Below are 23758 nucleotides of genomic sequence, written 5' to 3'. Positions count from 1 at the left end.
ATCGACCGATGCGCAGAAGGGAAGGCCGGTGAAAAGCGTTCTCTCCGAACGTATGACGATTCACCTGCACGACATCGAACATCGCGAGCTACCGCCCGCCGCCGCCGCGGCCGTGCGCGCCCTCGCGTCCGACATCCGGCACCGATTAGGTGACCGACCTCATACCGGCACGCTGCAGGATCCAGCCCTGCTGGACCAGATCGAGCAGCGCGCCGCCGAACTCCCCGTCGCCGTCCGCCACGCGGTCCGCCCGCCTGCCACACCGGCCGGGGCTACGGTCGTGCGCGGATTCCCCGTCGACGACGCCGAATTCGGCCCGACACCGCAGGACTGGCAGGCCGCGGCGGTCACCGCCGCCGACCCGCGACATCTCGGTTCGCTCGAACTCGACATCGCGATGCTGCTGCTGGCCCGGTGCGCCGGCGAGCCGTTCGGCTGGGCGGGCCAGCAGAACGGGCGGCTGGTGAACAACATCGTGCCCGCCGTCGGCCACGAGGACGAACAGTCCGGCGCCAGCAGCTCCACCCTGCTCAGCCCGCACACCGAGGACGCCTTCCACGCCGCGCGCGCGAATCTGCTGATGCTGGCGTGTGTGCGCAATCCCGACCGGGTCGCCACCACCGTGTCCTCGGTGCGGGAGGTGCGCCTGTCCGAAGCGGACCTGCGGACGCTGACCGTGCCGACGCTGCCGATCCTGCCCGACGTGTCCTACGGCACCGACTTCGACCAGCCCGCCCCACCGCTGCCGACGATCTGGTTCGACGAAACCGACCGCGCCACACTGCGTTACGACCCCGCCTACACCCCGCTCGACGACGCCGACCCCGCCTTCCGCGCCGCCTACGCGCGGCTGACCGAGGAGTTCGCGCGGGTGTGCCACGCGCCCGCGCTGGCGCCCGGCGAGCTGCTGCTGGTGGACAACGACGTGGCCGTGCACGGCCGGGTCCCGTTCCGCGCCAGGTACGACGGCACCGATCGCTGGCTCAAGCGCGTCAATATCCGGTTGCCCGAACGTCGCCGGCGCGCGCTGGAGTCGTCCGAGAATGGGTACGGGCAACGGGTGGTCGCGCCGTTCCGGGCGAGCACCGATCGGACAGCAGAGCGGGGCAGGACAGATGAACGCGCAGATGAACGAGGATCCGTTGAACAACCGTGACAAGAGCACCCCGCTGCGGGTGCTCTCGCGCAGCGACCTGGCCGATGTGCCGATCACGCCCGCGGAGGTGGTGCGGGCGGTGGAACAGGCCTATCTCGCCTTCGCGGCGGGCGAATCCGACAACCCGCGCAAGCTGAGCGTCGCCGATCCCGGCGGCTCCTCGGTGTCCTACGCGATGCTCGGCCGCGACGGACGGCGCCGGGTGGTGGCCATGAAGACCTCCTACAAGTTCGATCCCGGCCACGACCGCAGCACCAAGCGGTACTACACCACCATCACCCTCTACGACGACACCACCGGCGCGCCCATCGCGATGATGGACTGCGCCAGGGTGGGCGCGCTGCGCACGCCCGCGGTCTCGGCACTGCTGGTGCGCGAGACCGCGCGGCCCGGGGCCGAGAGCGCGCTGCTCATCGGCACCGGCACCCAGGGGCGCAACGCGTTACCGCACCTGCTTGCCGCGAATCCGCAGTTACGCAAGCTGGCGGTGTACGGCACGCATCCCGAGGGGCTCGCCGCGGTGCAGAGCCACCTCGCCGACGCGGTGCCGCACGCCGTACTGGAGGTGGTCGACGATCCGTACGCGGCGGCCGCCACCGCCGACGTGGTGCTGGCCACCGCGGGGCCCGGCACAGAGGTCGCGCTCGAATCCCACCATCTCGCACCGGGTTCGGTGGCGGTGCTGGTCGGATACGGGCTCGCGCCGTCGACGCTGGTCGACGCCGATCGGGTGGTCGCGACGAGTGCCGCGCAGATGGCGCTCACCGGCACCGACATGGCCGGGCCGGACGGGACCCTGCGCTCGGTCGACGCGGAACTGCCGCAGATCCTCACCCGCGGCGCGCAAGCCAGGCGTTCCGACGACGAGAAGATCTTCGTCTACAACAGCGGCCTGGTGCTCACCGACATCGCCGTCGCGCACGCGCTGGCGGCCAGGGCGATCGCCGAGGGGCGTGGCGTCGAGGTGCCGTTGTGGGACTGAGCGTCGTCCGGCATCCGGGCACCGATCCGGCCCATTGCGCGCCGCCGATGCCCGCCGCACCCGATGCGCTGGAACAACGGCTGCTCGATGATCCGCAGCTGCTCGACGACATCGCCGGTGCCGTCGGGGGGCCGTTCCATGTGCTGTTTCCCGAGCGAGTCGCGGTGAATGTCAATGCCTTTCACGCGGCGTTCCGCGCGGCGGGCGTCGACGGGTTCGTGTACTTCGGCAAGAAGGCGAACAAGGCGGCGTGCGTGGCGCGGGCCTGTGCGGAGAGCGGGGCGGGGATCGATGTCGCCAGCACCGGCGAGCTGATCGCCGCGTTGGCGCAAGGTGTACGCGGCGCGGATCTGATGGTGACCGGACCCGCGAAGTCCGACGAACTGCTGTGGCTCGCGGCCAGGCACGACGCCCTGATCGCCATCGACGCGCTCGACGAACTCGACCGGCTCGCTGCCCTCGACCTGCCCGCTCGCATCGTGCTGCGGGCGCTGCCGGTCGGTTCGGCGAGCCGGTTCGGGCTCGATCCGGTCGAGCTGGAACAGGCCGTCCAGGCGGTGCGCGCGCCGATCACGCTGTCGGGCTTCAGTTTCCATCTCTCCGGCTACGACGCCGTCGCCCGCGCGGACCACGCAGTCGCCCTGGTCGGGCACTGCCTGCGGGCGCGGGCCGACGGGCACCCGGCCGACATGATCTCCATCGGCGGTGGTTTCGGTGTCGACTACCTCGACGCCGAGTCCTGGGCTCGATTCCGGGACAGCCTGAGCGAGAAGTGGTTCCACGGCGATGCGCCGGGTGACGGCTACTACCCCTACCATTTCCCGGTACCCGGCGCCGCCATGCTCAGTGCCATCCTGGAACACAACGACCTCGCGGCTCTGTTGCGGACCAACGCGATCCGGCTCGCGACAGAGCCCGGCCGAGCGCTGCTGGACCGGGCAGGCAGTTCCGTATTCCGGGTGCAGGGCGTGAAAACCCGGACCGCGCACGGCGAACCGTACGACATCCTCACCGTCGACGGCACCAGCCTGAGCCTGTCGGAACAGTGGTTCGACAGCGAATACCTGCCCGATCCGGTGCTCTGGCCACACCGGCCCGGGCAGCTGACCCCTACCTGCGTCGGCGCCACCACTTGTCTGGAATCCGACCTGTTGAGCAGGCGGCGGATCCCGCTGCCCCGTCGCGCCCGCGTCGGCGACCTGCTCGTCTACCCGAACACCGCCGGGTACCAGATGGACTCCAACGAATCACCGTTCCACGAACTCCCGCTGCCGCCCAAGGTCGTGCTCCACGAGCGCGGCGACCGGCTGCGCTGGACCCTCGACGCCACCGCCCGCTGAACCCCCTGGAGGAACACCCCATGGCTCTCGTCACGCGCGTGACGGATCTGATCGGCCGCACCCCGCTGTTCGAACTCGCCGTCACCGACTCCGGCACCCGGTTGCTGCTCAAGCTCGAACAGTTCAACCCCACCGGCGCCGCCAAGATCAGAATGGCCCGCTCGATGGTGCTCGACGCGGAGCGGCGGGGTTTGCTGCGCGATGGCGGGCATATCATCGAGTCGACGTCCGGGAACACCGGACTCGGCTTGGCGGTGGTCGCGGCCGAACGTGGCTACCGATTCACCGCCGTGGTCGACAACCACGCCTGTAAGGACAAACTGCGCGCGATGAAGGCCATGGGCACCGACCTGGTGTTCGTCGCCGACGACGGTGACGACGAACTCGCCACCTCGGCACGGGAGGATCTCGCCGAGGCGATGGCGGCCGCCCGCGACGACGCCTACTTCACCGAGCAGCACAACAACGACGCCAACGCCGTCGGCTACTACGCGGTGGCCGAGGAATTGCTCGCCGACGTCGAGCGGGTCGACATCCTGCTCTCAGCGGTCGGCACCGGCGGCTCCCTGTTCGGCACCGCGACCCGGTTGCGCGAACTCGGCCTGCCCGCCCGGGTGATCGGCGTGGAGCCGGTCGGCTCGATCGCCTTCGGCGGCGAGGGCGGTCCGTACTGGCAGTCCGGCACCGGCACCCCGCCCGGCGCGACCATCGGCACCGCCGTCGACTACTCCCAGCTCGACGAGGGGGTGAAGGTGAGCGATGTGGACGCCTTCGCCACCGCGCGCGCCGTCGCCAGGACACACGGGCTGCTGATCGGCGGCTCGGCGGGCGGCTCGGTGCACAATGCCTTGACGCGGCTCGAGGAGTTCCCGGCCGGGTCGACCGTGGTCACCATCGTGTGCGACGGTGGCGAGAAGTATCTCGACACCGTGTTCGACGACGACTGGATGGCCGCGCGCGACCTGCTCGATCCCGCCGCCGAATGCGAGGTCACCACGCTGCTGCGCCGCTATTCGCCGCTGCGGCGCACCGACGAACTGATGGAGGTCAGGTGAGCGCGAACGCGCGCTACACGAACAGCCGCCCGCGCCGACGCCGCGGAGCGAGCGGGTGAGCGGGACCAGGGCCGACAGCGCCGCACTGGCCAGGCTGGCAACGCCGATCGCGTTGACCCAGCTGGCGCAGATCGCGGTCTCGACCACCAACCTCGCCCTGATGGGCACCCTCGGCGTGGCCGAGGTCGCCGCGGGCGGGTTGGCGCTGGTGCTGTTCAACCAGATCCGCACGATGTGCGTCGGGTTGATCACCGGCACCGGCAACCAGATCGCCGGCGCGCTCGGCGCGGCGGGAAAGCGCGGCGACACGGCCGACGACGAGGTGCGCGGCGTGGTCCGCGCGGCCTTCGTCATCGCGACCATCGCCGGTCTGCTCGGCGGGGCCGTGCTGATCGGGCTCGGCTGGGCGCTGGCCTGGCTCGGCCAGGACGTGGCCGTGCTCGAGCTCGCGCGGCCGATGATGATCGCGCTCGCGCCTGGCTTGCTGCCTTGCCTGTGGTTCCAGGTGCTGCGGCAGTACACCGTCGGCATGCAGCGGCCGCAGGCGCTGCTGCTGGTGACCTTGGGCTCGGTGGCGTTGAACCTGGTGCTCGCGCTCACCTTCATCCACGGCTGGGCGGGCCTGCCCGCGTGCGGGCTGACCGGCGTCGGCATCGCGACCTCGCTGGTCTTCCTCATCACCTTCGGCGTGTTCTGGGTGATGGTCCGCCGCGACGCGCAGCTCGGGCGCACGCTGCCCTCGACGCCGTGGCCGGTGCGCTGGTCGATCGTGCGCGAGGAACTGCGCCTCGGCACCCCGATCGCGCTCACCTACGGCTCGGAAGCCGGCATGTTCTCGGTGCTGGCGCTGGTGATGGGCAGCTTCGGGCCCGCGGCGCTGGCCGCGCACAACGTGGTCTACCAGATCATCTACATCGTGTTCCAGGTCGCGATCGGCATCTCGCACGGCGCGTCGATCCTGGTCAGTCATGCGGTCTCGCGTGACGAGTACGGGCACGCCAAGAACCTGGCCTGGGTGGCGTTGCGGCATGTCGGCATCGTCGCGGCGGTCACCGGCGTGGTCTACGTGGCCGCGCCGGACCTGGTGCTCGCGCCGTTCCTCGACTCCGGCGACACCGACACCATCGCCATCGCGCACACCCTGCTGCTGATCGGCATCGTGCTGCAGTTCTTCGACGCCGCGCAGAACATCGGCACCGGTCTGCTGCGCGGGCTCAAGGAGACCTCGGCGGGCTTCCGCCTGTCGCTGGTCGGCTACTGGGGTGTCGGCCTGCCCGCGGCCCTGCTGTTCGCGTTCCCGCTCGGACTCGAGGCGGCAGGCGTGTGGTGGGGCCTCACCGCGGGCCTGGCCACCACCGCGCTCCTCATGCTGCGCAAGTACTTCGCCCTGCTCACCGCGGCGAGTGCGACACCGACCGTGCGGGTACCGGCCACCCAATCGCACTAGCCGCGTGAGCGTCGGCGAACGGCCGAGATCACCGGGCGACGTCACTCGCCTGGTGATCGCCTGCCCCCGCCCCGCCGCACGCTGTCACTCCGGGGCGGTGAACACCTCGTGCGCGGCACGCCGGACATCGACGTTCGGGTGTGCCCGCAAGCCCGCGAGCAGACCTGGCCACGGGGCTTCCCAGCCGAACTGGGCACCGCAGGCGGCGATGAGCGCGCACGCCGCCAATGCCGTGCTCGGGTCGGGGCGGGCGAGCAAGCCGGTGGCGATCGGCAGCAGATGCTCGGCGGGAACTCGGTGAAGGTCGTGCCGGAGGCGTTCGGACAACCGACGACCCGGGTGGTCGATTAGCGCGCCAACCGCCACAGCCGCCAGCGAGTCGATCGCGGCGACCGTGCGCTCGGGCTCCGTCCAGCGCACGGCGGCCAGGCGCAGCACGATGACCTGCTCGTGCCACAGCGGATCGCCGACGAGCAGGTCGGTGACCGGTGCCACGATCGAGCGGGCCACATCGTGGTTGCGCACGACGGGAGCCAGCCACTGCACGAGCGTCGCGAGCCGTTGGCGGGCGGGCAGGTCGCGCTCCGCGAAGGTCGCGTCGTTGCGCCGGAGCCGGTCGACGGCGTCGATGACCGGGGCGTGCTCGGCACCGGCGGTGACGGCGGACAGCAGTGCCCGCGTCGCGCTCTGCCAGACTCCGGCCCGGGTGAGGTCGGTCAACTGGTCGACCAGGACATCGCCGGTATTCGGCGGTGCCCAGCGATGCCAGCGGGTCAATGCGTCGAGCGCTGCCACCGCCACGCGCTGATCGGGACTCGCGACGAGATCACGCACGAAGGCGGCGAACCGGCGGCGCTGCGGTTCGGGCAGCAACTGCGGCGAGATTCCGATGACCGCGCCGGCGATGTCGGGATCGGTCACGGCCGACTCGAGGAAGGCCCACGTGCCCTCGGTGTGCAGCAGCCATGGTGCGACCGAGACGATCGCCCTGCGGATGTCGCGGTGCAGGCCGGGTCGGTGCCACAGTGCTGTGATGACGCCGGTCGCGCCCGGCGCGGGCAAGGTGGCGAGCAGGCGAACGCCCTCCTTTCCCGCGGTGATCTTCGGCGATTCGAGCAGCACGGCCAGGACTTCCCCGAGCTGGTCCGCGGGCATAGCGCGAGCGCAAGATGCCATGCTGGGAACCGCGACGCGGGCACGATCGTCGCCGACGTGCCGAGACAGCACCGAGAGCGCGCGGTCTGGTTCATCGCTGCGCCCCAGCGCGGTGAGCGCGGCTTCGGCGACGGTGATGTCGTCGGAGTCGACATAGCGGACCAGCCGGTCGAAGCTGCCGGGCAGCAGGCCGAGCTTGCCGACAGCCGACGCCCGCTCGGCGATCGAGGCCTGGGAAGACCGGGCAAGACCGTCGAGCACGCGCGCGTAATGGTCGACCTGATGCGGGGACCAACGATCGAATCCGGACAGGAACAGCGGGACCGCCCTGATCCGATCGGGGACGAACCGGCCCGAGGTCGACCCGTTGAGGAGGGTGTCGAGCAGGTCGGTGCGACGACGGCCGACGATGCCCTGCACGACGGGCAGCGCGATCAGCGAGCGGTCGCGGTGCAGCATGTCGTCGAGGTGGGTGTCGCGGGTGGGCGCGTGGTCCAGCGCGAGCGTGACGGCCGTCCACACCGTGTGGTCGTCGGAGGCGGTGCACGCCCGCAGGACGAGCTGCTGTAGTTCGGGGACGTTGTGTGCGCGGTGCGCCAACCCCGCGGCGAGCGCGAGCGTGAGATCCCATTTTCCCCGATCCGCGTCAGCACGGAGCCGCTCACGAAGCGCCGCGAACAACAGCCGCTCGGCACCGCGCGGCAGGTCGCGGTGCAGGCCGTAGAAGTCAGGGCGGTGGTGGACTTCGGCGAGCCCGGCGATGATGCGCAGCGCGCTGTCGGTGAACGCCTGGTCACCGGTGTGCGCACAGCGGGTCAGCAGGGTGTGCGCCAGCTCGCCGACGATGCGCGAGGTCTGATACGAACGGTCCCTGGCCTGCAACGCGTCGGTGGCCAGCTGTTCGAGCGCTGGCACGTGCGCGGGCCTCAACAACGACGGCGGGATGGCGGCGACGGCCCGCAGGGCGCTGGACCGCACCGGGTCCTGCTCGTTGCGGAGCCGGGCCAGCGATTCGAGCAGTTCACCGATCACGGCGGGGTCCCGCGTTCCCGCCGCCGCTGTCACCAGCAAAGGGTAGGCGCGCGCCCGGTCGTCGGCGTCGGGGCTGCGGGTGGCTCGTGCCAGCGAGGGTTCGGCATCGGGCCAAGGCAGCCTGGCCGTCAGCAGGTCCGCGACCGCCGGCGTCTCGGCGCCGCCTGGTCGGCCGAGCAACTCCCTGACCACCTCTGTGCGTTCCCGCACCGGCAGAGCGTCGAGCACGGCGGCATCGACAGCGGCAGGCGCGATTCCGGGCCGCAGCAGCAGCGGCGTGGCGATCGCCGCGCGGCGCGACGGCGGGACGGCTCGCAGGAAACGCTGCCGGGCCGAGGCGGGCCAGGCTTCGAAGAGCTGACGCAGACGCTCATCGGAAAGCCGCCGCATCGCCCGCACGACGACCGGGCCCGCAAGACCACTGCCACGCCCACTGGGATGCACCATCAGCCGATGGACGGCCTCCGCGTCGTACCGCGCCAAAATGCCCGCCACCGGCTGCAACCCAGCGATCGGCACGTATTCGATCGCTCGGCCGGCGAGGGCGAGCAGCCGGGCCGGATCGTGGTCGACCGCGATCGAGACCTGCTTCGTGAGCCGGGACCACCATTGCCGCCACTCGTCCGGTCCGGCACCGGATTCGATCGCTTCGACCTGGCCGAAGACGATCTCGATGTGCCGACGACACAGCCTGGTCCAGTTCGGCACCGCATAGGCCAGCTCGGGGAGCGATTCGGCGACCACGGCGGCCGAACACCCCGGCAGCAACCGCGCGGCTTCGGCGTCACCGAACGCGAAGCGCACGGCCGGGAGCAGCGCGTCCGCGAGTGGCTGCCGATCTGTCCGGCCGATCGCGCGCCACAGACCCCGCCTGTTTCGCTGGGAAAGCCGGGGCAACCTCGGCAGCACCACGTCGGGTTCGACGCCGAGCCGGACCAGCGCGCTCAATGCCCGCCCGGCACACTCTGTATCGGGGGAATCCAGCTGCTCGAGCAGGTACCCGCGATCACCGGCGACGACTGCCATTCCGAGCGCCGTCAACAGGCCATAGCGTCCCTCGGCAGACAGCTCACGGAGCAGATCCGCTAATTCACCCGAACCCGCCAGATCCCGCGCGGTACGCGCGAACACCGTGCGCCGCTCGGGCACCGAAAGCTCCGCGACGTCGGCGAGCAGCCGCTTCCCCCTGTTGTTCACGCCGGGCAGCGTACAGCGCCGTCGTCATCGCGGACCACCGACTTTCGCCGCTCGAGCGCACCGGCGCGCGAGCGGCGGACGCCTAGATGTTGACGCCGTAGTCCCTGGCGATGCCGGCCAGGCCGGAGGCGTAGCCCTGGCCGATGGCGCGGAACTTCCACTCGTTGTTGTGCCGGTAGAGCTCGCCGAAGACCATCGCGGTCTCGGTGGACGCGTCCTCGGACAGGTCGTAGCGCGCCAGCTCGACGCCGGTGTTGGCGTCGGTGACGCGGATGTAGGCGTTGCGGATCTGCCCGAAGGACTGGCCGCGGGCCTGGGCGTCGTGGATCGACACCGGGAAGAAGATGTTGGTGATCGTCGGCGGCGTGGCCGCGAGGTCGACATTGATCACCTCGTCGTCACCGTCGCCCGCGCCGGTGAGGTTGTCACCGGTGTGCTCGATGGTGCCCTCCGGCGAGCGCAGGTTGTTGTAGAAGACGAAGTGCTGGTCGGAGAGCACCTTCAGGTTGGCGCCGGTCGCCAGCGCGCTGGCGTCGAGGTCGTGATCGGCGCCGGTCGTGGTGCGCACGTCCCAGCCCAGACCGACGGCCACCTTGGTGAGATTGTCGGTCTGCTTCGACAGCGAGACGTTGCCGCCCTTGGCGAGGGTGACGGTCATGTGTTCAGTTTCCTTTCTCGGTCCAGGAGCGCAGCGTCTCGACGCGACCTTCGAGCGCACGCAGTTCGGTTTCGTCGAGCACCGTGCGCTGGATCCCGCGATCCACCGCGAAGGCCGACTGCCGGTGATCGTCGATCACGTCGACGTCCAGCTGCACCGCGGTGTAGTCCTGGGCGTCGGGCATCTGCTCGGCGATCACCTTCGCCCGGCCCCGCGCGCACAGCGCGACATTGCCACCGCCCAGGATCAGCAGCGCCACCTCCGGCTGCGCCCGCAGCCGGGCCAGCGAGCCGCGGTCGGACTTGAGGCTGATCAGGATCCGCCGGTCGCCCGCGCGGACCGGCCACGACACCGGGATGGCGTGCGGGGCCGGATCGGTCGTCACCAGCACCGCGATGGTCTCCTGTGGCCACACCGGCAACACGTCGAGCTCGGGATGATCAGTCATGTTCGCCTGCCCTGCCGGTTCGACTTCTGTTGCCATCTACCTCACCTCGACGATCGTCGGACATCCTGCGCACGCCGTCGGACGGCGAGCCCACCCCGAGTCTAAAGCGGTGTGCCACTTGCCCGCTGGCTCGCGCACGATTGTCCGTCAGATCTCAGCAACGTCTCAGCCGCAGACCGGCCGTTAGCTGACCGGTAACCAAAACTCCCGCCACTCCCGCGCGGACAGCGGGAGCCGCTCCCCACGTGCGGTTTCCGCGGCGTCCTCGGCGGCCCGGATCGCGGCCGCGAAGTCCAGGGTGGCCTTGCGCAGCCGTTCCTCGGCGGATTCCGGTCCACCGAGCTCGATCACGCGCAGGGTGTCGGGAATCAGGTCGTCGGGCAGACCGGCGCGCGCACTGCGCGCGCGGACCTTCTCCGCCAGGGCGAGGGCGGGCTGGGCCATGGCGATGCCGTCCAGGCACGAGCGGCGCGACTTCTCGGCGGATTTGCGCTCCTCCCAAGCCTTTTCCTGCGCGGCGATCTTGTCGGTCACCGAGGTGCCCGCGGGCAGATCCGCGGCGACGAGGTGTGGGCTCCGGTGGACGAGCTTGTCCACCAGCGTCGCCGCCACCTCCTCGACGGTGAATTCGCCTGCCGCTTCGGCGATCCGGGAGTGGAACAGCACCTGCAGCAGCAGGTCGCCGAGTTCCTCCTTGATCGTCTCGTAGTCGCCGGTCTGGATGGCGTCGAGCAGTTCGTAGGTCTCCTCGAGCAGGTACGGGCGCAGCGAGTCGTGGGTCTGGGTGGTCTCCCAGCCGCCGAAGTTCCACAGCCGGTCCATCACCTCGACCGCGCCGGCCAGGCCCGCCGCGACCACGGCGGTGTCGGCGGCCTCGCTCGGCTCGCCCATCAGACCGGCGTCGCTTCCGTCGCCACCGAGAGATCCACCAGCCCTTGCGGTTTGCCGTCCAGCGCCAGCAGCAGATCGGCCACGAACTGCAGCACGGCGACATCGCGGACCCGGTCGGCGCCGACGCTGTCGGTGACGCGCGGCAGCGGCAGCTGCACCAGACCGCTGGCGGCGCGGTAGGTGGCGCTGGGGTAGAGCCGCTTGAGCCGCAGCTGCTTGGAGTCGGGCAGCGACAGTGGCGCGAGCTTGAGTGTCGTTCCGGTGACCACGATCTCGGCGATGTCGTAGGACCGGGCGAGCAGGCGCAGCTTCGCCACCGACACCAGCCGTCCCACCTCCACCGGCAGCGGACCGTAGCGGTCGACGAGTTCCTCCACCACCGCGGCCAGTTCGGTGTCGTCGTGCGCGGCGGCCAGCTTGCGGTAGGCCTCGAGGCGCAGCCGGTCGCTGGCGATGTAGTCGGGCGGGATGTGCGCGTCCACCGGCAGGTCGATGCGCACCTCCTTGGTCTCCTCGGTGACGATCGGCTTGCCGTCGGCCGCTGCCCGATACGCCTCGACGGCCTCGCCGACCAGCCGCACGTACAGGTCGAACCCGACCCCCGCGACGTGCCCGGACTGCTCGGCGCCGAGCACATTGCCCGCGCCGCGGATCTCGAGGTCCTTCATGGCCACGGCCATGCCGGCGCCGAGGTCGGAGTTCTGCGCGATGGTGGCCAGCCGGTCGTAGGCGGTCTCGGTGAGCGGCTTCTCCGGCGGGTACAGGAAATAGGCGTAGCCGCGCTCGCGTGAACGGCCGACGCGGCCGCGCAGCTGGTGCAGCTGCGACAGGCCCAGGGAGTCGGCGCGTTCCACGATCAGGGTGTTGGCGTTGGAGATGTCGAGGCCGGTCTCGATGATCGTGGTACACACCAGCACGTCGTATTCCCGCTGCCAGAAACCCTGCACCGTGCGCTCGAGCTGATCCTCGTTCATCTGGCCGTGCGCGACGACGACCCTGGCCTCCGGCACCAGGTCGCGAATCCGCTTGGCGGCCTTGTCGATCGAGGACACCCGGTTGTGCACGTAGAACACCTGGCCGTCGCGCATCAGCTCGCGGCGGATGGCGGCGGTGACCTGCTTGTCGTTGTAGGCGCCCACATAGGTGAGCACCGGATGACGCTCCTCGGGCGGGGTGAGGATGGTCGACATCTCGCGGATGCCGGCCAGGCTCATCTCCAGGGTGCGCGGGATCGGGGTGGCCGACATGGTGAGCACGTCGACGTGCGTGCGCAGCGCCTTGATGTGCTCCTTGTGCTCGACGCCGAAGCGCTGCTCCTCGTCGACGATGACCAGGCCGAGGTCCTTCCAGCGCACGCCGGTCTGCAGCAGCCGGTGGGTACCGACCACGATGTCGACGGTGCCGTCGGCCATCCCGGCCATGATCTCCTTGGACTCGGCCGCGTCGGTGAACCGCGAGAGCCCCTTCACCGTCACCGGGAACCCGGCGACCCGCTCGGTGAAGGTCTGCAGATGCTGCTGGGCCAGCAGGGTCGTCGGCACGAGCACCACGACCTGCTTGCCGTCCTGCACGGCCTTGAACGCGGCGCGCACGGCGATCTCGGTCTTGCCGTAGCCGACGTCGCCGCAGACCACGCGGTCCATCGGGACGGCCTTCTCCATGTCGGCCTTGACCTCGGTGATGGCGGTCATCTGGTCGACGGTCTCGGTGAACGCGAACGCGTCCTCCATCTCCTGCTGCCACGGGGTGTCCGGGGCGAAGGCGTGGCCGGGCGCGGCCTGCCGGGCGGCGTAGAGCTGCACCAGCTCGCCCGCGATCTCGCGAACGGCCTTGCGCGCCTTGCGTTTCGTGTTCGCCCAGTCGGAGCCGCCGAGCTTGGACAGGCTGGGCAGTTCGCCGCCGACATAGCGGGAGAGCTGGTCCAGCGATTCCATCGGCACGAACAGCCGGTCGCCCGGCTGGCCGCGCTTGCTCGGCGCGTACTCGATCACCAGGTACTCGCGGCGGGCGCCGCCGACGGTGCGCTCGATCATCTCCACGAAGCGGCCGATGCCGTGCTGGTCGTGCACCACCATGTCGCCCGCGGACAGGGCCAGCGGGTCGACCTGGTTGCGGCGCTTGGCGGGCAGTCGCTTGCCCTCGGTGGGCGCGGTGACCCGGTTGCCGGTGAGGTCGGATTCGGCGACGACGACAAGGCCCGCGTCGTCGAAGACCAGGCCGTCGTGCAGGGAGCCGCACAGCACGCCGACAACACCCGCCTCGGGCACGGCGCCCGCGTCGAGCGCCGCCGCGGGCACCTCGGCATCCGCCAACCGTTCCAGGACGCGCTGGGCAGTGCCGTGACCGGTGACGACGACGACTGCGCGCCCGCCCGTGGCCACATGCGCGCGCAGTGAGGCGAAGATGGTGGCGACCAGTTCCTCGGACCCGCGCGCGGTGGGACCGGCCAGCACCGGCAGGTTCACCTCCACCGGATCGCCGGAACTGAGCGGGCTCAGCGTCCACCACGGCAGCCCGAGTTCGTCGGCGCTGCTGTGCAATTCGGGCAGGTTGCGGTAACCCGAGGCCGCCAGGTCGAGGCCGTGCGCGCCCAGCGGCGCGTCGCTGCCGAACGAGGCGGCGGTCCAGGAGGCCTCGAGGAACTCCTCGCCGGTGCGCACGAGATCGGCGGCGCGGGTGCGGATCTTCTCCGGATCGCACAGCAGCAGATGGGTGCCCGCGGGCAGCGCCTCGGTGAGCAGGCTCAGCTTGCCGGGGGCGAGCACCGGCAGCAGGGCCTCCATGCCGTCGACGGGGATGCCCTCGGCGATCTTGTCCAGCATCTCGACCAGGGCGGCGTCGGCCGCGTTGTCGACGGCCACGGCTGCGGCGCGTTCGCGCACCGGCTCGGTGAGCAGCAGCTCGCGACACGGCGGCGCGACGAGGGTCTCGACGGTCTGCTCGCCCAGCGAACGCTGATCGGCCACCGAGAACGGGCGCAGTTCGGTGACCTCGTCGCCCCAGAACTCCACGCGCACCGGATGATCGGCGGTCGGCGGGAACAGGTCGAGAATGCCGCCGCGTACCGCGAACTCGCCGCGCTTGCCGACCATGTCGACCCGGGTGTACGCGAATTCGACCAGGCGGGCGAGCAATTCGTCGAAATCGGATTCCGTGCCGACCCGCAGCACGATGGGTTCGATGTCGCCGAGACCGGCCGTCATCGGCTGCATCAGCGAGCGCACGGTGGTGACCACCACCCGCAGCGGCTCCGGATACACCGGGTCGTCGGGGTGGGCCAGCCTGCGCAGCACCTCGAGCCTGCGGCCCACCGTGTCGGCACCGGGCGAGAGCCGCTCGTGCGGCAGCGTCTCCCAGGACGGGAACTGCGCCACCGAGGGGCCGAGCATCTCGGTCAGCTCGATCGTCAGGTCGTCGGCCTCGCGGCCGGTGGCGGTGACGACGACCAGCGGCTGCTGCGCGGCGATGGTCTGGGCGACGAACGGCCGGACCGCCGAGGGAGCGACCAGCTCCACCCCGGACTTGCCGACCAGGTCGGCAACCGTCCGCAGCGCGGCGTCACCCCCAGCCGCCTCGGCCAGACCGGCGAGCGGAGGACGAAGGGAGGACATGAACGCTCCTGATACGCAGACGGGATGTTCCGCGTCGAAGTCTAATCACCGGCTCCGACACGTCTCCGCACGCCTCCTTTCCCACCTCAGGGCGGCGATCGCCGCCGAGCGCGCGTACCGTCGAGGTCGTGAGTCTGGCTCAGCGGGAACGCCACGCCCTGGTGGCGACGATGATCGAAGCGGGGCCGTCGGCGCCCACGCTGTGCGGCACCTGGACGGTGCACGACCTGGCCGCGCACCTGGTGGTTCGCGAACGCCGCCCCGACGCCTCGCTGGGCATCCTGGTCAAGCCGCTGGCTGGGTACCTCGAGGCGGCGCAGGACAAGATCGCGCAGCGGCCGTTCGCCGAGCTGGCCGAGCTGGTCCGCACCGGCCCGCCGTGGTGGTCGCCGCTGCGCCCCGTCGACGCGTTCGCCAATCTCACCGAGATGTTCGTCCATCACGAGGACGTCCGCAGGGCCGAACCGGGTTGGGAGCCACGGGAATTGGCCCCCGCCGACGAGGCGCGGCTGTGGTCGGCGCTGCGCGCGATCGCGCGCGGGTCCTATCGCAAGTCACCGGTCGCCCTCGTGCTGGCGAACCCGGCCGGCGAGCGGATCACCGCCCATCGCGGGGCGGGCGAGCCGGTGGTGCTCACCGGCAAGCCCTCCGAGCTGCTGCTGCACGCGTTCGGGCGCGACGAGGTGCGGATCGAGGCGAGCGGCGCCGACGCGGACGTGCGCGCCGTGCTCGCCACCGACCGCAGCGTCTGACCGGCTAGACCACGTAGCGGCGCAGGCGCCGCGCCGCGAACCCGCGGAAGTACGACAGCTTCTCCGTCGGCACGATCGAGGGCAGCAGGAAGTACCAGGCGCGTTCCATCCTGGCCGCCATCTGATCCATCGACTCGGTGCCGACGGCCACGATGTGCACGCCCGCGGTGAGCTCGTGCAGCAGCAGGCCGACCATCTCGGCATCGAGGTCGGCGTGCAGATCGCCCTGCGCGATGGCCCGCTCGGCCAGCACCCGGTACGTCTCGCTCCACACCTTGGCGATGTTGTCGCCCGCGGCGCCGCGGTAGTCACCGATCTGGTGGGTGAGCTTGAGCATCGCCCCGACCATCGGATCGTTCATCGACAGGTCGGCCACCACATACGTGATGCCGATGCACGCCTCCAGCGCGGGCACCCGGGAATCGAAGAATCCCTGGCAGGAACCGACGAGGCGCTCGTTGCCCTGATCGACCACCGCCCGCGCCAGCTCCTCTTTGGAGCCGAAGTGAAAGTACAAGGCGCCCTTGGTCACATTGGACTGCGCGATGATTTCGCTGAGGCTCGCGTTGGCGTAGCCCAAACGGAGAAAGACATCGGCAGCGCCTGCGAGAACCGAGTCGCGGGTGATCTCCGCGCGCGCTTGCCTAGCCATCAGATCCGCCTGTCATCCAAAATCCAGCCATCCTGAAGTAGACCGACATCGAAGAAGTTTGATCGACATACCGCCCGGCAGCACCCAAAAGGATGGGTGAACCGTACCACCAGGCCGACACACGGCAGCCGAATCCTGGATTCGCCGAGGCAGCGGACGCAATCGTCCGGTTACCCCGTCGACGCGCCCGACTGCCCGGTATTCCATTCGGAGCTGAGGCCCGGTTCGGCTTCCAAGTGGCTCAATCCGTTCCAGCACAGATTCACCAGATGCGCCGCGACCACTTCTTTCGGCGGCGTGCGCTCGTCGAGCCACCACGTCGCGGCGGTCGAGACCATGCCGACGAGCGCCTGCGCGTAGAGCGGGGCGAGCTCGGTGTCCAGATCACGGCGCGCGAAATCGCCGGCGAGCAGATGCGCGACCTGGTTGACAGCCTCGTTGAGCAGGCTCGAATACCGTCCGTCGGCGTTCACCGCCGGCTGGTCGCGGACCAGGATCCGGAAACCGTCGGTGCGCTCCTCGATGTAGGTGAGCAGCGCCAGGGCCACCTGCTCGAGCCGTACCCGCGAGCGATTGCGGGTGAGCGAGGAGGTGATCATGTCCAGCAGCATCGACATCTCGCGGTCGACGACCACCGCGTAGAGGCCCTCCTTGCCGCCGAAGTGCTCGTAGACCACCGGCTTGGAGACCTGGGCGCGCTGCGCGATCTCCTCGATCGATGTCGCGTCATACCCGCGCTCGGCGAACAACGCGCGACCGATCTCGATCAGCTGCTGCCGCCGCTGCGTACCCGTCATCCTCGGCCTACTGGTCCGCCCGGACTCCGTAGACGACATGTAGTCCCCCGCCTCTCCACGATTCGGTTCACGAGATCTGTACGTGCGTTCCAGAAGGCTAACAACGGGCCCTGACGGCGGCCGCGACAGGCAGCGGCAAGATTCGCCGCTTCGGTGGATCGTGTGCGAGGATCATGGCCGTGCCGTAGCACAGTGGTGGGCTCTGACGGCCCACTGGTGTGGCGATCCGCCGTAGTGTAATGGCAGCACCTCTGATTTTGGTTCAGATAGTTCAGGTTCGAGTCCTGGCGGCGGAGCACACGGACACACAGTGACGTATCGTCGGCCCGCACCATCACCGACCGAACCCGCCACAGCACACTCGCTGACAGGCAGCCGAGGGAGATCCATGCCACCGCAGACCGCCGTCGTCGTTCTCGCAGCAGGTGCTGGGACGCGAATGCGGTCGAAGACCCCGAAAGTGCTGCATCCCCTGGCCGGTCGCTCGATGCTCTCGCACGCGCTGCACGCCGCCGCGGAGATCGATCCGACGCACCTGATCACCGTCGTCGGCCACGACCGCGAGAAGGTCACCGCCGCGGTCGGCGAGGTCGGCAAGGAACTCGGTCGCGAGATCGTCTGCGCGGTCCAGGAGGAGCAGCTCGGTACCGGCCACGCCGTGCAGTGCGCGCTCGGCTCGGTGCCAACGGACTTCGACGGCGACCTGCTGGTCACCTCGGCCGATGTCCCGCTGCTCGACGGGCACACCCTCGCGGCCCTGCTCGACGAGCACCGCAGCTATTCCGAGCGGCCCGCCGTCACCGTGCTCACGTTCGTCCCCGACGACGCCAACGGCTACGGCCGGATCGTGCGCGACGAGGACGGTCAGGTCGCCGAGATCGTCGAGCACGCCGACGCCACACCCGCCCAGGCCAAGATCAAAGAGGTCAACTCCGGCGTCTACGCCTTCGACGCCTCGGTGCTGCGCACCATGATCGGGCGGCTGTCCACCGCCAACGCCCAGCACGAGCTGTACCTGACCGATGTGCTGCGGCTGGCCCGCGAGGCCGGGCATCCGGTGCACGGCGCGCGGCTGATCGACTCCAACAAGGTGACCGGCGTCAACGACCGGGTGCAGCTGTCCCAGGCGGGCGCCACCCTGAACCGGTACATCCTCGAGCGGCACATGCGCGCCGGGGTCACCATCATCGACCCGGCGACGACCTGGATCGACGCGAGCGTGCGGATCGGCCGCGACGCCGTGCTGCGGCCGGGCACCCAGCTGTTCGGCGAGACCCACATCGGCGAGGACGCGGAGATCGGGCCGGACACCACGCTCACCGACGTGGTCGTCGGCGCCGGCGCGAGCGTCGTCCGCACGCACGGCGAGCGCGCCGAGATCGGCGACGGCGCGACCATCGGCCCGTTCAGCTACCTGCGGCCGGGCACGGTCGTCGGCGACGAGGGCAAACTCGGCGCCTTCGTCGAAACCAAGAACGCGTCGATCGGCGCGCACTCGAAGGTCCCGCACCTGACCTATGTCGGTGACGCGACGATCGGCGAGTACAGCAACATCGGCGCTTCCAGCGTTTTCGTCAACTATGACGGCGTGAACAAGCACCACACCGTGGTCGGTTCCCATGTGCGGACCGGTAGCGACACCATGTTCATCGCCCCGGTCACCGTGGGTGACGGCGCCTATACCGGGGCGGGTACTGTACTGCGTAGGAGCGTTCCACCGGGGGCACTGGCGGTGTCAGGTGGGCCACAGCGCATCATTGAGAACTGGGTGCAGCGTTACCGTCCAGGAACCGCTGCGGCGCGCGCGGCGGCGGAGGCCATCGCGGCAAACGAGACGTCTGATCAGACAATCGAGCAAAAGGATGGCAACCAGCAGTGACCGCGTTCTCGATCGACAACCAGAAGAACTTGATGCTCTTCGCCGGCCGGTCACATCCTGAGCTGGCCGAGCAGGTCGCCAAGGAACTGGACGTCGACATCACCCCGCAGACCGCGCGCGACTTCGCCAACGGCGAGATCTTCGTGCGGTTCGAGGAGTCGGTGCGCGGTTCCGACGCCTTCGTGCTGCAGAGCTTCCCCGCCCCGCTGAACCAGTGGCTGATGGAACAGCTCATCATGATCGACGCGCTCAAGCGCGGTTCGGCCAAGCGCATCACCGCCGTGCTGCCGTTCTACCCGTACGCGCGCCAGGACAAGAAGCACCGCGGCCGCGAGCCGATCTCGGCCCGCCTCGTCGCCGACCTGCTCAAGACCGCGGGCGCCGACCGCATCATCACCGTCGACCTGCACACCGATCAGATCCAGGGCTTCTTCGACGGCCCGGTCGATCACATGCACGCGCTGGTGCAGCTCTCGGAGTACATCCGCACCAACTACCCCTCGGACAACCTGGCCGTCGTCTCCCCCGACGCGGGCCGCGTGAAGGTCGCCGAGAAGTGGGCCGACTCGCTGGGCGGCACGCCGCTGGCGTTCATCCACAAGACCCGCGACCCGCTGGTGCCCAACCAGGTGAAGTCCAACCGCGTCGTCGGTGACGTCGAAGGCCGCACCTGCGTGCTGATCGACGACATGATCGACACCGGCGGCACCATCGCCGGCGCGGTCAAGGTCCTCAAGGAGGCCGGGGCCGGTGACGTCATCATCGCCGCCACGCACGGCGTGCTGAGCGACCCGGCCGCCGAGCGCCTGGCCAACTGCGGCGCGCGCGAGGTCGTCATCACCAACACCCTGCCGATCAGCGAGGAGAAGAAGTTCCCCACGCTGACCGTGCTGTCGATCGCGCCGCTGCTGGCGCGCACCATCCGCGAGGTCTTCGAGAACGGCTCGGTCACCGGGCTGTTCAACGGCAACGCGTGAGCTGACATCCACCAGGAACGGCCCCTCGGCAGCAGCTGAGGGGCCGTTTCTGGTCCGCGGGGCCGGGGCGTGGTAGTCATGGAGGCCAGGGCATCGGAGGGGGACACCATGGACAACGAACCGGAACGGCGGGTCGAGCTGGGCAAGGACCGGCCGCAGGACGCGCCGCCCGCGCAGCCGACCCAGAAGATGTGGACCGACGACCTGCCCCCGCGCGAGCTGCCGCCGGTCGAGCCGCCGCCGGTCGAGCCGCCGCCCGCCCCGCCGGTGACGCCGCCGCCGGGTCCGGCGCGGGCCGAGGCGCCGTGGGCCGGGCTCGAGCGGCCCGCGCCGCCGGTCGAGCTGCCGCCGTACCCGCCGCCGCCACCGGTGTATCAGCCCGTCTATCCGGTCCCCGGCCCGGTGAGCTACGGCGCGCCGCGCTATCCGGCGCAGGTTCCCCCGCCGGGGCCGCAGCCGCGGTACGGGTACGCCGACAACACCCCGATCATGTCGATCCTGAGCTTCTGCTGTGTCGCGGCGTCGATCTTCGGCGGGGCGATGATGTGTGGCCTGCCGATCCTGCTCACCGCACCGACCGGCATCGTGCTCGGCGTCGTCGCCCACCACAAGGGCGAGCAGATGGGCAAATGGGCGGCGATCGCCAACGCCGTCGTCGCCGCGCTGGCCGTGCTCCTCGTTGTGCTGTTCATCGCCGCCTTCAACATCGAATGAGTGGAGCGGGGCGATACTGGATGCGGTAGCCGAGGAATCGCCCCATCCAGGAGGTTTCGATGAGCACTCCCGACGAGCCCGGCGAGTACCGGCCGCGGCACGCGAAGCCGGAGGACGAGCGGCGTGCGGAGCGCGAGCGCCCGTCGACGTCCTACTCCCTGCGGGATGAGCCGACGGCGGACGCGTCGCGAGCGGAGCGGTCGACCCAGTCCGGTCGTCCCGAAGTCGCCTATCGCGGCCTACCGCCCGACGTCGGCTCGACCGGGGGTGAGACCGACAAACAGCCCTGGTCGACGGCCGGGTTCGTCCTGGCGGTGATCGCGCTACTGTTGTTCCCCATCATCTTCGGTGCGCTCGGGATCGCCTGCGGGCTCTATGGCCACACCCGGGGTGAACGGCTCGGGTACTGGTCCGCCGTGGCGGCCCTGACCGCGCTGCTTGCCGGATTGGCGATCCGGGTGTTCTTCTTCGATGCCGACCTGATCCCCGCACAGAACTGAGAACCGCAACACCGATGGACACTTTCACTGGCTTCCCGCTCGCCGCGCTCGACTTCTACGAGGATCTGGAAGCCGACAATTCCAAGGCGTTCTGGACCGCGCGCAAGCGCACCTATGACGAGGCGGTGCGCGCGCCGATGACGGCGCTGGTCGCCGAGCTCGAGGCGGAGTTCGGGCAGGCCAAGATCTTTCGGCCGTATCGCGATGTGCGGTTCTCGGCGGACAAGTCGCCATACAAGAGCCATCAGGGCGCGGTGGCCGGCACGGTCCCCGGGGTCGGCTGGTACGTGCAGATCGGCGCGGCGGGCCTGTTCGTCGCGGGCGGCTGCTACATGATGTCGCCCGCGGGCCTGGCCACGCTGCGCGCCACGATCGACGACGAGGTTCGCGGCGCGGAACTCGAGGCGATCCTGGCCGAGGCGACCGCGGCGGGCTATGTCGTCGGCGGCGACCGCCTCAAGACCAAGCCCAAGGGCTACCCGGCCGACCATCCCCGCATCGACCTGCTGCGCCACAAGTCGCTCACCGTGAGCCGCGAGTTCGGCGCGCCCGACTGGCTGAGCACCCCGGCGGCCGCCGCCGAGGTCCGGCGCGCGTGGACGGAACTGCGGCCGCTCGTGGAGTGGTTCACCGCCGTGCTCGCCGGCGTCGACCGCTGAGCGCTGGCGTTGCGTTCGTGACTGACCGCGGATCGAGGCCGATACTGGGGTCATGAGCCGTGAACCGCTGGACATGGACATGGGCGATGACGATCAGGCCGACGACATCGTCGAATACGAGCGGTACGTCGAGGACCCGCCCGAGGACTACGTGATCCGCAATCACGAGGCGGACGACGACGGCTTCCTCGGCATCAGCGAGGAAATCGGCGAGGAGTGGACCGAGCGCGGCGCCGCCCGCGAAGCCGTCGCGGAGGACGAGCGGCCCGCCGAGGTCTCCGCCGTCCGGGTGGTCGGCGACGACGGCGTCGACGGCGACCTCTACGACAACGACGACGGCGACGAGGACCGCATCGACGGCGAAGACCTCGCGGACGAACTCGACCTGTAGCCCTCAGCGACGTTCGGCCAGGACCAGGGCGAAGCGACCGTCCTGGTCGGTCCAGGTGTGCGCCGTCGTGAAGCCCGCCTCGGCCAGCTCGGCGCGCAGGCCGTCGGGCCGGAACTTGGCGGAGATCTCGGTGCGCATCTGCTCGCCCTCGGCGAAGTCGACGGTCAGGTCCAGATCGGCGATGGTGGCGGTCATCGGCGCGGTGGCGCGCAGCCGCATCTCGATCCACTCGTTCTCGGCGTCCCACAACGCGATGTGCTCGAACCGGTCGGGGTCGAAGTCGGCGCCGAGGCGGTGGTTGAGCACGTGCAGGACGTTGCGGTTGAACTCGGCGGTGACGCCCTGCGCGTCGTCGTAGGCCGGGACGAGCACGGCCGGGTCGATGACCAGACCGGCGCCGAGCAACAGCAGCTCGCCGGGTTCGAGCACCTCGTGGATCCCGGCCAGGAATTCCGCGCGTTCGGCGGGCACCAGGTTGCCGATGGTGCCGCCGAGGAAGGCGATCATCCGGCGGCCGCCCCGTGGCAGGTTGTGCAGGGTGTCGGTGAAGTCGCTGACCACGCCGTGCACACCGAGCTGCGGATACTCGCGCGCGATCTCGGTCGCCGCGCCGCGCAGCGCCGAAGTCGAGACATCCTGTGGTACGTAGGTTTTCAGCGAGCCCTCGGCCGTCAGCGCGTCCAGCAGCAGCCGGGTCTTGGCGGCCGACCCTGACCCGAGTTCGACCAGGACCTCCGGGCGGGCGGCCGCGGCGATCTCGCCGACGACGCGCTCCAGCAGGGCCCGCTCGGTGCGCGTCGGGTAGTACTCGGGCAGTTCGGTGATCCGCTCGAACAGCTCGCTGCCGCGCGCATCGTAGAACCACTTGGGCGGCAACGACTTCGGCGTGGCCGTGAGGCCGGTGCGGGCGTCGGCGCGCAGGGCCGCGGCCAGATCGTCGTCGGTGAGGTGGATGTCCAGCAGCGGCGCGGTCATGAACGGACCCTTTCGGTGGTGGGAAGCGCAAGCGCGGTGACGGTGCAGTGGCCTGGGCCCGCGATCACCAGCCGGTGATCGTCGACCGGCTGCCAGCGCGGGTCGTCGTCGTACGGTTCGGAGGAGAGCACGGTGTAGTCGTCGGCCACCAGCACCGACAGCGAATGCCAGCAGGTGGTGGCCCACAGCTCGGCACCGTTGCCGAGCAACAGGTTCAGCCGCGCGCTGGGCTGATATCGCAGGACCGTGTCGACGAGCAGGCTCAGGGCGTCACCGGGCGAGCGGACCGGTCCGTCCGGCGTGATGGCGCCCAACAGGCCGCGCAGCAGGACCCACAGCGCGGCCGAATCGGTCAGCGATTCGGCCTGCAGGAGGGCCGCGGGTGAGCCGAATACCGGCGCGACGGCGGGGCTGTCCTGCCGCCCTGCGGCTTTCGGCGGCCGGCCGGTGCGATTCGGCGGTCGCGCGACATCGCCCGGCGGCTGCGGGG

At 70.1% G+C, this 23758-nt stretch carries 20 protein-coding genes and 1 tRNA gene; 13 read left to right on the top strand and 8 right to left on the bottom strand.

Annotated elements, in window-relative coordinates:
- The first annotated feature begins 52 nt into the window (after positions 1-52).
- Genes DFR69_RS23655 through DFR69_RS23635 form a run of 5 tightly spaced genes read left to right on the top strand, consistent with a single transcriptional unit; the run spans position 53 to position 5980 of the window.
- Positions 53-1156, top strand: coding sequence for a TauD/TfdA family dioxygenase (locus DFR69_RS23655; protein WP_110039800.1), 1104 nt, complete (start codon positions 53-55; stop codon positions 1154-1156).
- The gene (locus DFR69_RS23650; RefSeq protein WP_186817388.1) at positions 1128-2138 is read left to right on the top strand and encodes an ornithine cyclodeaminase family protein; all 1011 of its coding nucleotides are present in this window, start codon (positions 1128-1130) and stop codon (positions 2136-2138) included. Before DFR69_RS23655 ends, DFR69_RS23650 begins: the two co-directional genes overlap by 29 nt.
- Complete coding sequence (locus tag DFR69_RS23645) at positions 2129-3478, top strand: type III PLP-dependent enzyme domain-containing protein (RefSeq protein ID WP_244198419.1); 1350 nt, start codon at positions 2129-2131, stop codon at positions 3476-3478. Before DFR69_RS23650 ends, DFR69_RS23645 begins: the two co-directional genes overlap by 10 nt.
- Positions 3479-3498: 20 nt before the next feature.
- The gene (locus tag DFR69_RS23640; RefSeq protein WP_110039799.1) at positions 3499-4533 is read left to right on the top strand and encodes a PLP-dependent cysteine synthase family protein; all 1035 of its coding nucleotides are present in this window, start codon (positions 3499-3501) and stop codon (positions 4531-4533) included.
- A gap of 55 nt (positions 4534-4588) precedes the next feature.
- Positions 4589-5980, top strand: a complete 1392-nt coding sequence (locus DFR69_RS23635; RefSeq protein WP_110039798.1) for an MATE family efflux transporter — start codon at positions 4589-4591, stop codon at positions 5978-5980.
- An 84-nt stretch (positions 5981-6064) separates the two neighbouring features.
- Here DFR69_RS23635 and DFR69_RS23630 read toward each other — a convergent pair whose 3' ends face one another.
- The 5 genes from DFR69_RS23630 to mfd form a co-directional block, all read right to left on the bottom strand.
- Positions 6065-9364, bottom strand: a complete 3300-nt coding sequence (locus tag DFR69_RS23630) for a hypothetical protein (RefSeq protein ID WP_110039797.1) — start codon at positions 9362-9364, stop codon at positions 6065-6067.
- A gap of 82 nt (positions 9365-9446) precedes the next feature.
- Positions 9447-10022, bottom strand: a complete 576-nt coding sequence (locus DFR69_RS23625) for a TerD family protein (protein ID WP_110039796.1) — start codon at positions 10020-10022, stop codon at positions 9447-9449.
- Positions 10023-10026: 4 nt separating this feature from the next.
- Positions 10027-10506 carry a pyridoxamine 5'-phosphate oxidase family protein gene (locus DFR69_RS23620; protein WP_233000704.1) on the bottom strand — a complete coding sequence of 160 codons (480 nt, stop codon included), beginning with the start codon at positions 10504-10506 and terminating at the stop codon, positions 10027-10029.
- Between the two features lie 147 nt (positions 10507-10653).
- On the bottom strand, positions 10654-11361 hold the full coding sequence (locus DFR69_RS23615) for a nucleoside triphosphate pyrophosphohydrolase (protein WP_110039794.1): 708 nt from the start codon (positions 11359-11361) through the stop codon (positions 10654-10656).
- On the bottom strand, positions 11361-14972 hold the full coding sequence (gene mfd / locus DFR69_RS23610) for a transcription-repair coupling factor (protein WP_110039793.1): 3612 nt from the start codon (positions 14970-14972) through the stop codon (positions 11361-11363). The genes DFR69_RS23615 and mfd overlap by 1 nt, the downstream gene beginning before the upstream one ends.
- Before the next feature lie 128 nt (positions 14973-15100).
- On the opposite strand from mfd, the gene DFR69_RS23605 reads away from it, so the two are divergent.
- Complete coding sequence (locus tag DFR69_RS23605; protein ID WP_110039792.1) at positions 15101-15724, top strand: TIGR03085 family metal-binding protein; 624 nt, start codon at positions 15101-15103, stop codon at positions 15722-15724.
- Positions 15725-15728: 4 nt separating this feature from the next.
- On the opposite strand, the gene DFR69_RS23600 is transcribed toward DFR69_RS23605, so the two are convergent.
- Together DFR69_RS23600 and DFR69_RS23595 are read right to left on the bottom strand one after the other, a co-directional pair.
- The gene (locus DFR69_RS23600) at positions 15729-16376 is read right to left on the bottom strand and encodes a TetR/AcrR family transcriptional regulator (RefSeq protein ID WP_110039791.1); all 648 of its coding nucleotides are present in this window, start codon (positions 16374-16376) and stop codon (positions 15729-15731) included.
- A gap of 170 nt (positions 16377-16546) precedes the next feature.
- Positions 16547-17173: a TetR/AcrR family transcriptional regulator gene (locus DFR69_RS23595; protein ID WP_186817386.1), complete on the bottom strand. Its 627-nt coding sequence runs from the start codon at positions 17171-17173 to the stop codon at positions 16547-16549.
- Positions 17174-17398: 225 nt separating this feature from the next.
- Between DFR69_RS23595 and DFR69_RS23590 the strand changes: the two genes are divergently transcribed.
- From DFR69_RS23590 to DFR69_RS23560, 7 genes are all read left to right on the top strand, one after another.
- A tRNA-Gln gene (locus tag DFR69_RS23590) sits at positions 17399-17469 on the top strand.
- 92 nt (positions 17470-17561) lie between these two features.
- Complete coding sequence (glmU, locus tag DFR69_RS23585) at positions 17562-19052, top strand: bifunctional UDP-N-acetylglucosamine diphosphorylase/glucosamine-1-phosphate N-acetyltransferase GlmU (RefSeq protein ID WP_110039789.1); 1491 nt, start codon at positions 17562-17564, stop codon at positions 19050-19052.
- Positions 19049-20029 (top strand): ribose-phosphate diphosphokinase, encoded by a 981-nt coding sequence (locus DFR69_RS23580; RefSeq protein ID WP_110039788.1) that lies wholly within the window; start codon positions 19049-19051, stop codon positions 20027-20029. The genes glmU and DFR69_RS23580 overlap by 4 nt, the downstream gene beginning before the upstream one ends.
- 108 nt (positions 20030-20137) lie before the next feature.
- Positions 20138-20743, top strand: coding sequence for a hypothetical protein (locus DFR69_RS23575; protein WP_110039787.1), 606 nt, complete (start codon positions 20138-20140; stop codon positions 20741-20743).
- A 59-nt stretch (positions 20744-20802) separates the two neighbouring features.
- The gene (locus DFR69_RS23570; RefSeq protein ID WP_110039786.1) at positions 20803-21243 is read left to right on the top strand and encodes a hypothetical protein; all 441 of its coding nucleotides are present in this window, start codon (positions 20803-20805) and stop codon (positions 21241-21243) included.
- 14 nt (positions 21244-21257) lie between these two features.
- A complete protein-coding gene (locus DFR69_RS23565; RefSeq protein ID WP_110039785.1) occupies positions 21258-21902 on the top strand; it encodes a DUF2461 domain-containing protein in 645 nt (214 codons plus the stop codon).
- 52 nt (positions 21903-21954) lie between these two features.
- Positions 21955-22293, top strand: a complete 339-nt coding sequence (locus DFR69_RS23560; protein WP_186817396.1) for a hypothetical protein — start codon at positions 21955-21957, stop codon at positions 22291-22293.
- 3 nt (positions 22294-22296) lie between these two features.
- On the opposite strand, the gene egtD is transcribed toward DFR69_RS23560, so the two are convergent.
- Complete coding sequence (gene egtD / locus DFR69_RS23555; RefSeq protein WP_110039784.1) at positions 22297-23268, bottom strand: L-histidine N(alpha)-methyltransferase; 972 nt, start codon at positions 23266-23268, stop codon at positions 22297-22299.
- Between the last annotated feature and the right edge of the window lie 490 nt (positions 23269-23758).

This window comes from Nocardia neocaledoniensis (assembly GCF_003182135.1).
Lineage (GTDB): Bacteria > Actinomycetota > Actinomycetes > Mycobacteriales > Mycobacteriaceae > Nocardia > Nocardia neocaledoniensis.
This window is presented reverse-complemented; position numbering and strand designations above follow the sequence as displayed.